Annotated in this window: 10 protein-coding genes; 8 read left to right on the top strand and 2 right to left on the bottom strand. The window is 60.5% G+C overall.

The window, feature by feature from the left end; genetic code table 11:
- The first annotated feature begins 305 nt into the window (after positions 1 to 305).
- Positions 306 to 566, top strand: coding sequence for a hypothetical protein (locus HYPGJ_RS09200; protein WP_046846949.1), 261 nt, complete (start codon positions 306 to 308; stop codon positions 564 to 566).
- Between the two features lie 77 nt (positions 567 to 643).
- On the opposite strand, the gene HYPGJ_RS09195 is transcribed toward HYPGJ_RS09200, so the two are convergent.
- Positions 644 to 3,031 (bottom strand): TonB-dependent siderophore receptor, encoded by a 2,388-nt coding sequence (locus HYPGJ_RS09195; RefSeq protein ID WP_046846948.1) that lies wholly within the window; start codon positions 3,029 to 3,031, stop codon positions 644 to 646.
- Positions 3,032 to 3,401: 370 nt separating this feature from the next.
- A complete protein-coding gene (locus HYPGJ_RS09190) occupies positions 3,402 to 4,721 on the bottom strand; it encodes a porin (RefSeq protein ID WP_046846947.1) in 1,320 nt (439 codons plus the stop codon).
- Between the two features lie 548 nt (positions 4,722 to 5,269).
- Here HYPGJ_RS09190 and HYPGJ_RS09185 point away from each other — a divergent pair.
- From HYPGJ_RS09185 to HYPGJ_RS09155, 7 genes are read left to right on the top strand one after another with little or no spacing between them, the layout of a single operon-like run.
- Complete coding sequence (locus HYPGJ_RS09185) at positions 5,270 to 8,011, top strand: MFS transporter (RefSeq protein WP_046846946.1); 2,742 nt, start codon at positions 5,270 to 5,272, stop codon at positions 8,009 to 8,011.
- A gap of 15 nt (positions 8,012 to 8,026) precedes the next feature.
- A complete protein-coding gene (locus HYPGJ_RS09180) occupies positions 8,027 to 11,770 on the top strand; it encodes a nitrate reductase subunit alpha (RefSeq protein ID WP_046846945.1) in 3,744 nt (1,247 codons plus the stop codon).
- Positions 11,767 to 13,293, top strand: a complete 1,527-nt coding sequence (gene narH / locus HYPGJ_RS09175) for a nitrate reductase subunit beta (RefSeq protein ID WP_046846944.1) — start codon at positions 11,767 to 11,769, stop codon at positions 13,291 to 13,293. Before HYPGJ_RS09180 ends, narH begins: the two co-directional genes overlap by 4 nt.
- Positions 13,293 to 13,991, top strand: coding sequence for a nitrate reductase molybdenum cofactor assembly chaperone (gene narJ / locus HYPGJ_RS09170; protein ID WP_046846943.1), 699 nt, complete (start codon positions 13,293 to 13,295; stop codon positions 13,989 to 13,991). Before narH ends, narJ begins: the two co-directional genes overlap by 1 nt.
- A gap of 16 nt (positions 13,992 to 14,007) precedes the next feature.
- Positions 14,008 to 14,757 (top strand): respiratory nitrate reductase subunit gamma, encoded by a 750-nt coding sequence (gene narI, locus HYPGJ_RS09165; RefSeq protein ID WP_046846942.1) that lies wholly within the window; start codon positions 14,008 to 14,010, stop codon positions 14,755 to 14,757.
- A gap of 3 nt (positions 14,758 to 14,760) precedes the next feature.
- Positions 14,761 to 15,639 carry a peptidylprolyl isomerase gene (locus HYPGJ_RS09160; protein WP_046846941.1) on the top strand — a complete coding sequence of 293 codons (879 nt, stop codon included), beginning with the start codon at positions 14,761 to 14,763 and terminating at the stop codon, positions 15,637 to 15,639.
- Between the two features lie 7 nt (positions 15,640 to 15,646).
- On the top strand, positions 15,647 to 15,928 hold the full coding sequence (locus HYPGJ_RS09155) for a hypothetical protein (protein WP_046848260.1): 282 nt from the start codon (positions 15,647 to 15,649) through the stop codon (positions 15,926 to 15,928).
- Positions 15,929 to 15,962: the final 34 nt, after the last annotated feature.

Below are 15,962 nucleotides of genomic sequence, written 5' to 3'. Positions count from 1 at the left end.
CTTCACTTGCGCGGACGGCCGTCCAGCAAGACCGTTCTCGCTCGGCCACGGGATGAATCGGACTTTGCAGCGATGCCTCGACAGGCCAAGCGGCTAAGCGGGTGCTTATACGTTTTGTGGACTGATTTGTGGACTGGAAGCTATTGGCTAGCCCGTGGTGCCGCGCAGACATATGCGCAGACATTCGGTCATCCGCCAGTTGCGTGACTCGAAGAGGCATGGGGCAGAGACAGCGGAAGCCTGCAATCCCGGTGAAGCGCCAGCGGTATTGATATCTGGAACGGCGCGTTCCGGCGCGGCTCGTCGTGCGCGATCGGCGCAAGACGGCGAAGCTCAGCACGGGTATCCGCGTCACCGATGACCCGCGCGGGATTGCTGCCCGCCGCGCCGTCGGGGAGCTCGATGCGGAGCTGTCGCGGTTGTGGGAGGGCGAAAGCAAAACTGAGAGCGAAGTCGATATCGCGTATCGGAAAGCCTCGCGCAAAGCGCCCGAGATTGGGGGTTGGCTATCTTCCGGCCGCACGTGTTGCGGCGCTGCCGACGGACGATTTGCTCAAGCGGATTGAGCTGCTGATCGACAGCGAGTTGGGTACGTGCACGCTGGACGTAGAGAAGCGCACGGCCGGACGTCAGAAATTGGACGTCAGAAATTGGACGTCAGAGACACGTAAGCTGTTGTGGGTGCACCAGGGGTAATGTTGTTATTGTTGTGCGCCGAGATGTAATACCCCTCATTGAAAATATTCTCGACGTTGACCTGCGCCCGAAGGTTATCGTTGATTTTCCAGAAAACAGCAGCATCAACAGTTGTGAAGCTGGGCAGAACGACTTCGGTCGTCGATAGCTGAGCGAACATATCCGTGCGATGAACAATGCCGAATCCAGCACCGAATGCTTTGGTGAACTGGTACCGGTTCCAGAGCGAAAATGTATCACTCGGTAGCAGCGGTAACGGCGTGCCGGCAGGCGCAGTCGTTGCCGTGGCTTTGGTGACTTTGCCAACTTGATGACCATAGCCCGCAGAAATCTGCCAGGCATCCGTTAGATAACCGACGAGGCCTGCCTCGAAGCCTTTGACTTCGGTTTCGCCAGTTTGGATGAATGTGCCATCGGGTTGCTGGAAGCGCACGTTGGTGCGCGTCAACTGATAACCCGCAGCGGTAAACGCCAGATCCGCGGTAACGTCCCACTTTACGCCGACTTCGTAATTGGTGAACTTTTCGGGGTCGAGGTTGACGGTAGCGCTGTTCACAGCCGAAAACTGATCACCAGATGCGGGAAGATACGAAACTGCGTAGCTGCCGTAGATCGACAAGCTATCGGTCGGTTTCAGCACCACGCCGGCGCGAGGCGACACGAGATCGTCGTTCTGCTTGAGAGTCGTGCTCGTGTTGCGATCGAAGAGATCCAAGTCGAACGTCTCGTGCCTGACGCCACCGATAATCTCCAGGTACCGGGTGATCTCCATCTGGTCCTGAATGTAAAATGACCGGCTGTTTGCTTTCACATCGTTATTGGCCTGCGAAGACACGCCCTGGAACAAGATGTCGGGTGTGAAGATCGTCGGATGCGAAAACGAGGTCGTGCATGTGCTGGTTACGCCAGACACGACAATCGAGCTGCACGCGCCGCCGGAAGGAGGCGACTGGAAGAAGCCGTTCTGACGGTAGTTCCTCGACTTCTGATGTCCGAACTCCATGCCTCCTAGAAGTGTATGCCGCGACCATCCGAGATCGAATTTGTAGGTCAGGTCGGTCTGATTGAAGATGTTTTGGCGATCGTTTTCCTGGTTGTATGCCTGCAACTGCACCGTATCGGCAGCCAGGTTCGCCGAACTAGATGCGAAGACGTTTTGATAGAACTTGTCGTAGTTCGCGAAGTACGTGTGATTGCGTACCTTCAAACCGTAGTCCGTCTTATGCTCGATCGTCGCGAACGCGCTGTCGACGGTCGCTTCCGAATAGCTCACATCAGGATTGCCGAAGAATGTCGAACGGCTCGTGGGTGCCGGCCGGCCGTTAAATGAGGGAATCCCGCGATCGGCTGTCCGGTGATCGAAGTAGTGCTCGTAGCCAACACGAACTTGCGTTTGATTGTCGATGCGGAACGCGAGGGTCGGATTTACGCCCCAACGCTCGAGGTCGACGAAATCACGGTAGCTTTCGCTGTCCTCGTAGACAGCCGTCAGGCGAAAAGCTGCATCGGGTGTTATCGCATCCCCGACATCGATTGACGTGCGCTTGAAATCATACATGCCACCTGTGACGGTTGCCTCGCCGATGTGCGAACCGTCGGCCTGCTTCGTCACACGATTTATGGCACCACCGGCGCCGCCCCGACCGAAGATCAGGGCGTTCGGACCCTTCAGTATTTCGATGCGTTCCGTATTGTACAAATCGCGAAATATTTGCGCATCATCGCGAACGCCGTCGATATAAAAATCGGCAGTCGTGCCCTGACCACGGATGGTCGGCTGGTCACGGTTCCCTTCGCCCTGACCCATGATAACGCCGGGAACATATTTCGTCACGTCGCCGATGCTCTTGGCGTTCTGATCCTGAATTTGCTGTTCAGTGACGACTGAAATCGATTGCGGAACGTTGCGTAGCGGTGTGTTCGTCTTGGTCGCCGACGATGTTGTGGTCGCGAGGTAGCCGTTTACGCCGCCGCTATTGAGATTGCTGTTCCCGTTAGAGGCCGACTCCGACCCGTTTCCTTCAGCAAACGCTGCAGGTGCGTCGGTGGGCTCGTCCGTCGGCGGCGCGGCTTTCTTCGCTGCGGCGGGCGGCTTCTTAGCCGACCCTGCAGACTTGGTTTTCTTAGCCGCTTTCGACTTCGCCTTGCGTTCTTCCTCTTCATCGGACGTGACGACCACTGCGGGCAATGAGTTGTCGCCTGGCGCGGCCGGAGCTTCGCTCTCTGCGCGGAATTCCGATGGATTAAGCTGCTCAGAAGGTGCTTGAGCTAATGCTTGGCTCGGAGCGATCGCTGCAAAAATTACCAACGCGCCGGGAACTTTCCAACTGAACATCAATTGCCCATCTTCCAAATTTGAATAGTATTTTCGGGAGAAGATAGACAACAGCATACGCGTGTGTCTGTGACCCCACCGCAACACAGGCTGATATTGTCTTCGTTGGAAGTATACAATATCAAAGTCGCCGACCTAAATCCTTGTCGGTCATTCGTCGACGCGGCGCATCCGAAAGTGAGTTTCTACAACTTTTCGCGGCCTGTTTGGGGCCGGGTCACGAGGACGCTTCACTCTGGGAATCGAGTTCGCGAAAGGGCTCCACGCGCAAATTCTGCCGAGACTCCGTCTGCCCGCGACGAAGCTTGCGACACGCCAATGCGCAAATCTGGTCGCGGTGCTGCCGCGACCTTCAATTGGTTGAGCCGTCTCAGAAGTTGATCAGCGCGCCTGTGCTGACGAAGTCGGCGCTGTCGAGTTTGCCGACCGTCGGGGAGAGCCCGTCGACGTCCGCATCGTAGTGCTGATACTTGAGATAGACCGTCATCGCGGCGGCATCGATTTCCTGCGCGATGCCTCCGCCATAACGATGCAGCGTGCTTGAGGTTGCTCCGAGCGCAAGAGCTCCAGGTCCGAGCTGGTCGTTGTATTCGGCGAAATCACCGTACACGATGGTTGCGCCGAGCGGCATCCACTTCTGCCGGACGCCGGATTTAACGTACCAATGATTGCTGTCCGGCGGCGTTACGCCCCCTGGCAAGAGCGTGTTGCTGTTGTCCTCACGGCCGTAGGCGCCATGCACGAAGAGGCCGGTCGCCATGTGCTCGACGTAGCCGCCGGCTTGGAAAAATCTTGAGTCCTTTTTGCTGCCGGCGGGCAATGCGACGGCGATGTTTTCGGCCGTGTTTTCCGAATAACCGATGCCGAGCGAAACTTTGAAACCGTTCAGCTGGCCCGAATAGCGGGCGGCAACTTCCCAGTCGTCATCCTCGCCCCAGCTTGCGGACGCGGAAAAGCCTGCGAACACGGGGCTGTCATAGCGCACGGCATTCATCACCAGGCCGTCGCAGTCGCCGCCGAGCGGCGAGCCTTGCGAATAGCAAAACCCGAGCTGCCCCCAGGTCAAGGACGCGGGTGTCAGGTTGCCGCCGCTGCGGATGATGAATTGCGGAAAGCCGGAAAGGAAAGTGTAGTTGTCGAAGATCTGCGTGCCGGATTGATCGGTGAACATCGCGGCGCTCTTGGCGGCGTTCGCCTGCCGTCCAATGCTGACCTTGCCGAAATCCTTGCTCTGTACATACCAGTACGACATCTGGACGTTGAGCCCCTGATTGTAATCCGGGCTCGATTGATTCATCGCCGCGCCGGTCGAGGCGTTCCGTCCGAACGGATTGTCGCTGAGGTTCTGGATGCGGATGGCGTAGCCGGCCGTCCAGCCGGGAGAGATCTTTGCCTCGCCCGTGAATTTTACGTGCGACGCCTGCGTCGGTCCGAGACCATGCAGATAGACGTTGCTTTCGCCGCCGTCGTCCCACCACGTCACCTCCTGGGCGACGTATCCAGAAACGGTGAGCGAGACTTTGCGATTGCCTTTGCGTGCGGTGGTCGCCTCCAGCTCGGCAATCCGCTCCTCCAGATCCGCGCAGCAGTTGCCGCCGAGGTCGGCCGCACGGGCGGCTGTCGACATGCCCGCAGCGATCAGGACGGCGAAGGCTGAAGGAATGATTCGCCTGAAAGAAAATTGCGCCATCGATGGGGTCTCCCAGGCTGCTTTTGTTTTGGAGCGTGTGTGCTTGGAGCGAGCGATTTCGGAGGTTTGACCACGCCTCGGTTGCCAGGAACCGGCCCGGCATGATCTGAAGCCGATGCCAAACCTGCAGCAGATTCCAAAATTCCGTGACTTGACCAAAGTCAAGTGGCGGGAATTTCGTCAGTGAAGAGAGGATCGCGGGCATCGCCCCTGTCATGCGCCCGCGGTAGCGACAGCAGTCGCGGCTGCGTGAGCAGAGGGTTCTTGAACGCATGTTTGCTCGCGCCGTCTCGTTGCGATGCAGCGACGTGAAGCCATTCCATTCTGCAACAAAACGTCTCGCCTTTACCTAATAACGTCCTCGCTGTTCCGGCAGGATTTCCTAGTCATTTCTTCGCCTTGCCGATCTCCGGCGGCACGCGCCGATATAAATCGGAATGCGATACATGTGACAATTGACGCGAACGCCATTGATTTCCGTCAGAGCGCTCATCCGGAAATATGAACACTGCTGCATATGGTTCAACCAGTCTCGAGAAGAGGCACCAATGCAGCCCGCAGCGCAGCCAAAATCCGTACAGATCCTAAGCGTCAGCACGATCGCTTTTACCGTTTGCTTCGCAGTCTGGACCATTTTCTCGATCATTGGCATCCGGATCGGGCAGGAGCTGGGACTGAGTGAGACCGAGTTCGGTCTCATGGTCGGCACGCCGATCCTCACAGGTTCGTTGACGCGTATCGCACTCGGCATCTGGGCTGACCGCTACGGCGGCCGCGTTGTCTTTGCGGCAACAATGCTTGCGGCGGCGCTCGCCACGTATCTGCTCACCTACGCGCATACCTATCCGCAGATGCTTCTCGCTGGGCTCGGCGTCGGTATCGCGGGCGGCGCGTTCGCCGTCGGCGTTCCTTACGTCTCGCGCTTTTTCCCGGCGGAACGGCAAGGGATGGCGCTCGGTATCTTCGGCGCGGGCAATGTCGGCGCGGCTGTCACCAAGTTTCTCGCACCCTTCGTGCTCATCGCCTACGGATGGCAGACCGTCGCTGAGGTTTGGGCCGCCGCGCTCGTCATCATGGCGGTCATTTTCTGGTTCACGACCGAAGACGATCCCGTGACGGTCGAGCGCCGTCGCTCAGGCGTGAAAGCGAAGAGCGCGTGGCTCGAACTCGAGCCGTTGAAGAACGTGCAGGTCTGGCGGTTCTCGCTTTATTACTTCTTCGTGTTCGGCGCCTTCGTTGCGCTGGCGCTCTGGCTGCCGAAGTATCTCATCAACGTCTACGGCCTCGACATCAGAACGGCGGGCACGATCGCGGCGTTCTTCTCGGTGCCAGCGAGCATCTTCCGCGCTTACGGCGGGCATCTTTCGGATGTTTACGGCGCGCGCCGTGTTCTCAGCTGGACATTCCTCGTCAGCGTCGCGGCAACGTTTGTGCTGTCCTATCCGCCGACCGACTACACCGTGCACAGCACACATGGTCCTGTGACCTTCCACATCGAGATGGGCCTCGTGACGTTCACCGTGGCAGTCTTCATCCTCGGCTTCTTCATGGCGCTGGGTAAGGCCGCCGTCTACAAGCACATCCCCGTTTATTACCCTAACAACGTCGGCGCGGTCGGTGGTCTCGTCGGCATGATCGGCGGGCTCGGCGGATTTGTGCTGCCGATTTTCTTCGGGCTCCTACTCGATCTCACGGGGCTATGGACGAGCTGCTTCATGGCGCTCTTCCTCATCGTCAGCGGTTCTCTGGTCTGGATGACCGTGTCCGTCCGTCAGATGGAACGCTCCGCTGCGAGCAAGGAACTCGGCGAACTGCCGCCGTTCCCCGAAATGCAGGGCATGCCGAAGCCGAAGCGCGCCGCGCGTTCGAGCGAGGCTGTGCTTACCGATTGGCGCCCGGAGGATGCCGGGTTCTGGGCCGAGAAGGGCCGCCGCATCGCGCGGCGCAATCTCTGGATCTCGATCCCGTCGCTGCTGCTGTCGTTCGCGATCTGGCAGGTGTGGTCCGTGGTCGTCGCCAAGCTGCCGCTGGTCGGATTTACGTTCACGACCGATCAGCTCTTCTGGCTTGCGGCGCTTCCCGGTCTCTCCGGCGCTACGCTGCGCATCTTCTACTCGTTCATGGTGCCGATCTTCGGCGGGCGGCTCTGGACGACGCTCGCCACCTGGTCGCTCATCATTCCGGCGCTCGGCATCGGCTATGCGGTGCAGAATCCCGACACGCCCTATGTGGTGTTGCTGATCCTTGCGCTTCTCTGCGGCTTCGGCGGCGGTAACTTCGCGTCGTCGATGGCGAACATCTCTTTCTTCTTCCCGAAGGCGGAGAAGGGTAACGCGCTCGCTCTGAATGCCGGTCTCGGCAATCTCGGCGTCAGCGTCGTGCAGTTCGTCGTGCCGCTCGCGATCACGGCCGGAATGTTCGGCTGGCTCGGCGGCGATCCGGCGATGGTGAAAGACGCGGCGGGCGAATCCGCACCGCTCTGGCTGCAGAACGCGGGCTTCTTCTTCGTGCCGTTCATTGCGCTCTCGGCCTTTGCGGCGTGGTTCGGCATGAACGACATCGCCTCGGCCAAGGCGTCGTTCAGCGAGCAGGCCGTGATCTTCCAGCGCAAGCACAACTGGATCATGTGCTGGCTCTACACGGGGTGCTTCGGTTCATTCATCGGTTATTCGGCCGGCTTCCCGCTGCTGACCAAAATTCTGTTCCCTGAAGTCAATGTGCTGCAACTCGCCTTCCTTGGCCCGCTCGTCGGCGCGCTGTCGCGCTCCGGCACGGGATGGCTCGCCGACAAATACGGCGGCGCGCGCGTCACGATTGCTGCCTTCACGTTGATGACCGTCGGCGTGGCGGGTGTTCTCTGGTTCATCGGCATCAAGGATCAGCCGGGTGCGTTCGTGGGCTTCTTCGGTTCGTTCCTGCTGCTCTTCTTTGCAACGGGCGTCGGCAACGCGTCGACGTTCCAGATGATCCCCGCGATCATGAGCAAGGAAATGGTTCGCCTGATGCCGAACGCCGACGCCGAAACGCGCCGTCAGCAAGGCGAACGCGAAGCCGCGGCGATCACCGGCTTTACTTCCGCGATCGCTGCCTTCGGCGCCTTCTTCATTCCGAAGAGCTACGGCTCCTCGATCGCTCTGACAGGTGGGCCAGATGCTGCGCTCTGGGCCTTTCTGATCTTCTACGTGAGCTGCATCGCGCTCACCTGGTTCGTGTACGCGCGTAGGGGCGGGCTGCTCTACGACGTCGAGCTTGCTCGGCGCGCATCGATCCGTACGTCCGTAGCCAAGTAGTCAAGGACACACTCAATGTCACAATTTCTCGACCGATTGACCTTCTTCCGCAAGACCGTCGACAGCTTCTCGGACGGCCACGGCATCGTAACCAACGAGGACCGTTCGTGGGAGGACGGCTATCGCAAGCGCTGGCAGCACGACAAGATCGCGCGCTCGACTCATGGTGTGAACTGCACCGGCTCGTGCTCGTGGAAAATCTACGTCAAAGGCGGCATCGTCACCTGGGAAACCCAGCAGACGGATTATCCGCGCACGCGGCCGGATCTGCCGAACCACGAGCCCCGCGGTTGTGCGCGCGGCGCGTCCTACAGCTGGTATCTCTATTCCGGCGCGCGCGTAAAATATCCGATGATCCGCGGCCGCCTGCTGAAGCAATGGCGTGCGGCGCGGGCGAAGCTCTCGCCCGTCGCAGCCTGGGCGTCGATCGTCGAGAACTCGGAGAAGCGTCATTCCTACATCTCGATCCGCGGTCATGGCGGCTTCGTGCGCGCCACGTGGGACGAGGTGAACGAGCTCATTGCCGCCGCCAATGCCTACACCGTCAAGGCACATGGTCCGGATCGTGTCGTCGGCTTCTCGCCGATCCCGGCGATGTCGATGGTGTCGTATGCATCGGGCGCGCGCTATCTGTCGCTGATCGGCGGCGTCTGCCTGTCATTCTATGATTGGTACTGCGATCTGCCGCCGTCGAGCCCGCAAACCTGGGGCGAGCAGACCGACGTTCCTGAAAGCGCCGACTGGTATAACGCGGGCTTCATCATTCTCTGGGGCTCGAACGTTCCGCAAACGCGGACGCCGGACGCGCACTTCTACACTGAAGTCCGTTACAAGGGCACGAAGAGCGCGGTCGTCACGCCGGATTATGCGGAAGCGACGAAGTTCGCGGATATCTGGCTCAATCCGAAACAGGGAACGGACGCGGCGCTGGCTCTCGCGATGGGGCACGTCATCCTGCGCGAGTTCTATCTCGATCGTCAGGTTCCGTACTTCGACGACTATTCGCGGCGTTACACCGATATGCCTTTCCTTGTCCGGCTGACGGAGCAGAACGGCAAACTGGTGCCCGAGCGCCTGCTGCGTGCCTCGGAACTCGAAGGCGGACTCGGAGAAAGCAACAATCCGGAATGGAAGACGGTTGCGATCGATGAAGCGACCGGAGCGCTCGTCGCGCCGCTCGGTTCCGTCGGCTACCGCTGGGGCGAGCACGGCAAATGGAATCTCGAGGAGAAGGACGGGCAAGGCCGCGACGTTCGCCTCAAGCTGACGCTCGCAGGAGGCGACAACGAGATCGCCGCTGTTGATTTCCCGTACTTCGGCGGGCGCGCGACCGAGCACTTCGTCTCGACGGACCACGGCGAGGTTTTAACGCGCAACATTCCGGTCCGGAAGATCAAGCTCGGCGACAGTTCGGAAGTCAAAGTCGCAACCGTCTACGATCTGATGATGGCCAACTACGGTCTCGATCGCGGCTTCGGCGGCGATCATGTCGCGACGTCCTATGATGCGGATGTCCCGTTCACGCCGGCTTGGGCGGAACGCGTCACGGGTGTCAAGCGCGACGCGATCCTGACGGTCGCGCGCGAGTTCGCCTCGAACGCGGAAAAGACCAATGGCCGCTCGATGGTGATCATCGGCGCCGGCATCAATCACTGGTTCAACATGGACATGGCTTACCGGGGGATCATCAATCTCCTGGTATTCTGCGGTGCCATCGGCCAGTCGGGTGGCGGCTGGTCGCATTACGTCGGACAGGAAAAGCTTCGTCCGCAAACCGGGTGGACGCCGCTTGCGTTCGGTCTCGATTGGCACCGGCCGCCGCGGCACATGAACGGCACATCGTTCTTCTATGCGCATTCGGATCAGTGGCGTTACGAGACGGTGACGGCGTCGGAAATCCTGTCGCCGACGGCGCCAGAGGGCAACTGGAACCAAAGCCTGATCGACTACAACGTGTGCGCCGAACGCATGGGCTGGTTGCCGTCCGCTCCGCAGCTCAAGCAAAATCCGCTCGATATCGCGAAGAAGGCGAAGGCCGCCGGTCTCGCGCCGAAAGACTATGTCGCGAAAGCTTTGTCGACGGGCGAACTCGAACTCGCGTGCCACGATCCGGACAATCCCGCCAACTGGCCGCGCAACATGTTCGTGTGGCGCTCGAACCTGCTCGGCTCGTCCGGCAAAGGGCACGAGTATTTCCTGAAGCATCTGCTCGGCACGCAGAACGGTGTCGTCGGCAAGGACCTCGGGCCGGAAGGCGCCGTCCGCAATACGGAAGTCGCCTGGCACGAGGAGGCGCCGAAAGGAAAGCTCGATCTGCTCGTCACGCTCGACTTCCGTATGTCGACGACGTGCGTTTACTCCGACATCGTTCTCCCGACAGCGACCTGGTACGAGAAGAACGATCTCAACACGTCTGATATGCATCCCTTCATTCATCCGCTTTCGGCGGCCGTCGATCCGGCATGGGAAGCGCGCTCGGACTGGGAGATCTACAAGGGGATTGCAAAAGCGTTCTCGGAAATCGCGCCCGAAATTCTCGGCGTCGAGGAAGATGTCGTTCTGACGCCGATCCAGCACGACAGTCCGGCGGAAATCGCGCAGCCCTTCGATGTGAAGGACTGGAAACGCGGCGACGTCGAGCCGATCCCGGGCAAGACGATGTGCTCCGTCACCGTGGCGACGCGCGACTACGCGCACATCTACGATCAGTTCACGGCGCTTGGACCGCTGATGACGAAGATCGGCAACGGTGGCAAGGGTATTTCCTGGAACACCGAGCATGAGGTTGCGGCTCTCGGCGCGCTGAGCGGCACACGTCGCGACGGCTACGCAAAGGGTCTGCCGATCATCGATACGGACATCGATGCAGCGGAAGTCATCCTGATGCTTGCGCCGGAAACGAACGGCGAAGTCGCGGTCAAGGCATGGGAGGCACTCTCCGAGGCGACCGGGCGCGATCACAAGCATCTGGCTTTGCCGAAGGAAGACGAGAAGATCCGCTACCGCGATGTGCAGGCTCAGCCGCGCAAGATCATCTCGTCGCCGACGTGGTCCGGCATCGAGAGCGAGAAGGTTTGCTACAACGCCGGGTACACGAACGTGCACGAGTTGATCCCGTGGCGCACGCTGACTGGACGGCAGCAGCTTTATCAGGATCACCTCTGGATGCGGGTCTTCGGCGAAGGTCTCGTCACCTGGAAGCCGCCGGTCGATCTGAAGACGATTCCCGGCGTGAAGGGCCGGCATCCGAACGGCAACAAGGAGATCGTGCTCAACTTCATCACGCCGCATCAGAAGTGGGGCATCCACTCCACGTACACCGATAACCTGCTGATGCTGACGCTCAACCGCGGCGGTCCGGTCGTCTGGATTTCCGAGACCGACGCGAAGAAGGCAGACATTGTCGACAACGACTGGGTCGAAGTCTTCAACGCCAACGGTGCGCTGACGGCGCGCGCTGTCGTCTCGCAACGCGTGAACCCCGGCATGATGCTGATGTATCACGCGCAGGAGAAGATCGTGAACACGCCGGGTTCGGAAGTCACCGGTAACCGCGGCGGCATCCATAACTCGGTGACGCGCACCGTGCTGAAGCCGACGCACATGATCGGCGGCTACGCTCATCAGGCCTATGGCTTCAACTACTACGGAACCGTCGGCTCCAATCGCGACGAATTCATCGTCGTTCGCAAAATGGCGGAAGTCGATTGGCTCGAAGACCCTCTGGAAAACAACGCGCCGGTGGAGGCCGCAGAATGAAAATCCGTGCTCAAATCGCGATGGTGCTGAACCTCGATAAATGCATCGGGTGCCACACCTGCTCTGTCACCTGCAAGAACGTGTGGACCAGCCGCGAAGGCGTCGAATATGCGTGGTTCAACAACGTCGAAACGAAACCCGGCGTCGGCTATCCGCGCGAATGGGAAAACCAGAAGAAGTGGAACGGCGGTTGGGTCCGCAAGAAGAACGGCAACATCGAGCCGAAGCTCGGCGCAAAATGGCGTGTGCTCGCCAACATCTTCGCCAACCCGGATCTGCCGGAAATCGACGATTACTACGAGCCGTTCACCTTCGATTACGAGCATCTGCACACGGCCAAGGAGTCGAAGGCGTTTCCGACGGCGCGTCCCCGTTCGCTCGTGTCCGGTCAGCGCATGGAGAAGATCGAGTGGGGGCCGAACTGGGAAGAAATTCTCGGCGGCGAATTCTCGAAGCGCTCGAAGGATGCGAACTTCGAAGGGGTCGAGAAAGAGATCTACGGCCAGTTCGAAAATACGTTCATGATGTACCTTCCGCGGCTCTGCGAGCACTGCCTCAATCCGGCGTGCGTCGCAGTCTGTCCGTCGGGCGCGATCTACAAGCGCGAAGAGGACGGCATCGTTCTGATCGACCAGGACAAGTGCCGCGGCTGGCGCATGTGCGTGTCGGGCTGTCCGTACAAGAAGATCTATTACAACTGGTCTTCGGGTAAGTCTGAGAAGTGCATCTTCTGCTATCCGCGCATCGAGTCCGGCCAGCCGACGGTGTGCTCGGAAACCTGCGTCGGCCGCATCCGCTATCTCGGCGTTCTGCTTTACGACGCGGATCGCATCGAGGCTGCGGCGTCCGCGCCGAATGAAAAGGATCTCTATCAGGCGCAGCTCGACCTGTTCCTCGATCCCAAGGATCCGAAAGTCATCGCGCAGGCGCATGCCGACGGCGTTCCGGATGCCTGGATCGAAGCCGCTAAGCATTCGCCGATCTGGAAGATGGCGATGGAGTGGAAGGTCGCCTTCCCGCTGCATCCCGAATATCGCACGCTGCCGATGGTCTGGTATGTGCCGCCGCTGTCGCCGATCCAGTCGGCTGCGGCTGCCGGCAAGATGGGCCTCAACGGCGACATGCCGGACGTCAGGTCGCTGCGCATTCCGCTCAGGTATCTGGCCAATCTGCTTACGGCCGGAAACGAGGAGCCGGTTGCGCTGGCGCTCGAGCGCATGCTCGCAATGCGCGGCTACATGCGGGCGAAGACCGTCGATGGACGGATCGACGAACGCATCGCGACGGAAGTCGGCCTCAGCGGCGCAGCGATCGAAGATATGTACAAGGTGATGGCGCTCGCGAACTACGAGGATCGCTTTGTCATTCCGACGTCGCATCGCGAATGGGGAGAGGACACCTACGATCTTCGCGGATCGTGCGGCTTCTCCTTCGGCAACGGCTGCTCGGGCGGCTCTTCGGTCGCGAACCTGTTCGCGACCAAGCAGACCAAGAAAGCCCGCAATCCGATGGAGGTCGCGTGATGACGAAGACATTCAAAGCGCTCTCTGCGCTGCTCTCCTATCCCAGCGAAGAACTGCAGGCGGAAGTCGGCGGCATTCGCGATCTCATCGAAGTCGAGGATATCGTCCCTCTCAGTGTTCGCAGCGAGATGGAGCCGTTCCTGACGAGACTTGCAAGCGACGATCTCTACGATCTGCAGGAGCACTATGTCGATCTCTTCGACAAGACCAGGCGACTGTCGCTTCACCTCTTCGAGCACGTTCACGGCGAAAGCCGCGACCGCGGGCAGGCGATGGTTGACCTCGCCGCGCTCTACGAAAAGCATGGCCTGCTCGTCGACGCGCACGAACTGCCGGACTACCTGCCTCTCTTCCTCGAATACCTCTCGACGCAGCCGCTTGAAGACGCTCAGGCGCTGCTGACGGACACGGCGCATATCATCGCGGCGCTCGAGGAACGGCTCGTTCACCGCAATTCGGCTTATGCGTCGGTGTTCGCGGCGATCCTGGCGATCGCCGGGTGCCATGTCGCATCGAATGAGAAGCCGATCGATGAAGCAGACGCCGCGCCGGATGATCTCGGCGCGCTCGACGCCGCCTGGGAAGAAACGGCGGTGACCTTCGGTCCCGGCGAGCCGATGGGCGGATGCTCGGTCGAACGATTGAAAATCCAGATGCGGGCCGGGCAGCGCGATGTCCGCCGTCAGCCGCAAACCTGAGACATAGGAGAGCCCAATGTCCGAGTTCATCAACTCCGCACTTTTCGGATGGTATCCCTATTTCTGCCTGACGATCTTCCTGCTTGGCAGTCTGGTTCGCTTCGATCGCGAGCAGTACACATGGAAGACGGGTTCATCGCAGCTGCTGCGCAAGAGCCAGCTGCGCTGGGGCTCGAACCTTTTTCACGTCGGCATCCTGACGATCTTCGGCGGTCATTTCGTTGGTCTGTTGACGCCGATCTGGGTGTTCGATTTCCTTGGCGTCAGCCATACGTTCAAGCAGGGGCTCGCGATTACGGCCGGTGGCATCGCAGGCATCGCCTGCTTCATCGGTATCACGCTGCTTGCGCATCGCCGCTTGTTCGATCCGCGAATTCGGGCGACGTCGAGCTTCAGCGACATCGCGATTTTGCTGATCCTGTGGGTGCAGCTGTCGCTCGGGCTTTCGACGATCATCGTGTCGCTCAATCACATGGACGGTCACGAGATGGTGAAGTTCATGGACTGGGCGCAGGGAATCCTGACGTTCCAGCCATCGGCCGCGCACTACGTCGCCGACGTGCACCCGATCTTCAAGGCACATCTGTTTCTGGGCATGACGATCTTCCTGCTGTTTCCCTTCACGCGATTGGTGCACGCCTGGAGCGCGCCCGTCTGGTATCTCGGTCGGCCCGGCTTCCAGGTCGTCCGCACGCGTCTGCCGAAAAAGCAGCGCTCTCCGCTGCAGTCGATGCCGGCGCGCGTCGTTGGTCATCCAGGGGAGTAGGGCATGACAACGCTCGTCATCAATCATGGCGCCGCGAAAACTTCGGCGGCGCAAGCATCCGCAAAGCCCGGGCCTGCGGCGCCGCTTGTAACGCCGCAGGTGAGCGTCGACGGTGTCGTCATTCCGTCGAAGGCGATTGCCGCCGAGGTTCAGAACTTTCCGTCGCGCAATCCGGGTGAGGGCTGGCTTGCGGCTGCCAGGGCGCTCGTGATCCGGGAACTGCTGCTGCAGGAGGCGCGGCGATTGAATATCGTCGCCGAGCCAAAAACCGACGTCGATGGTCGCGAGGAAACGGCCGACGATGCGCTGTTGCGCGGTTTGATCGAGCGCGAGGTTCGCGTGCCCGTTGCCGACGAGGCGACGTCGCACCGCTTCTACGAAAACAATCGTCGCCGCTTCACGACGGCGGCGCTTTATGAGGCCGATCACATTCTTATCGGCGCGCGCCGTGACGACAGCGCGTCGTATGCGGCCGCGCGCGAAAGGGCGGCGTCCATCGCGGCCGTACTCGCGACAGAGCCGGAACAGTTTGCCGAGCTTGCGCGTGCATGGTCGGCTTGCCCGTCGGCGACGCTGGGTGGCAGTCTGGGTCAGATCGCGCCCGGCGATACGACGGAGGAATTCGAGGCCGCGCTCGTGTCGCTTGCTCCGGGTGAAATATCCGGGCCTGTCGAAACGCGTTACGGCGTTCATGTCATCCGGCTCAATCGCCGTATCGAAGGCAACACGTTGCCGTTCGAAGCCGTTCGAGAACGCATCGAAGCCTATCTCGACGATCACGTGCGCCGGCAGGCGACGGCGCAATACATCGCGCTGCTGATCGGGCGCGCGGACATTCGCGGTATTTCGATTGAAGGCGCCAATTCTCCGCTGGTGCAGTGAGGTGCCCGTGCTCGGCAAGCTGATCGACTCTCTGGACGATCCGGTCGTCGCCATGAACCTCGTCGCGGCGCTCGCCGATCCGGAACTCGAGGCGCGTCTCGCAAATGCGGCCGAAGCGGAGGGCCGGCCTACCGCGGACGTTGTGGCGACGATCGTCCGGAATTTCCTGAATGCAGCCTCGGACGATCACTGGGTGCAGCTCATTGGCATCATGAACCGCGCCAAGGACCCGGGCCTCGCGGCGTTGCGCGCAATCCTGGCGAGCGAGCTTCCAGAAGCCGTGGCTTAGAGCGTGGCGCGAGGCCGTTCGGCCACTTCGACGC

Source organism: Hyphomicrobium sp. GJ21, from assembly GCF_001006785.1.
Lineage (GTDB): Bacteria > Pseudomonadota > Alphaproteobacteria > Rhizobiales > Hyphomicrobiaceae > Hyphomicrobium_B.
The sequence above is the reverse complement of the archived record's forward strand: the minus strand, read 5'-3'. Positions and strand labels throughout refer to the sequence as shown.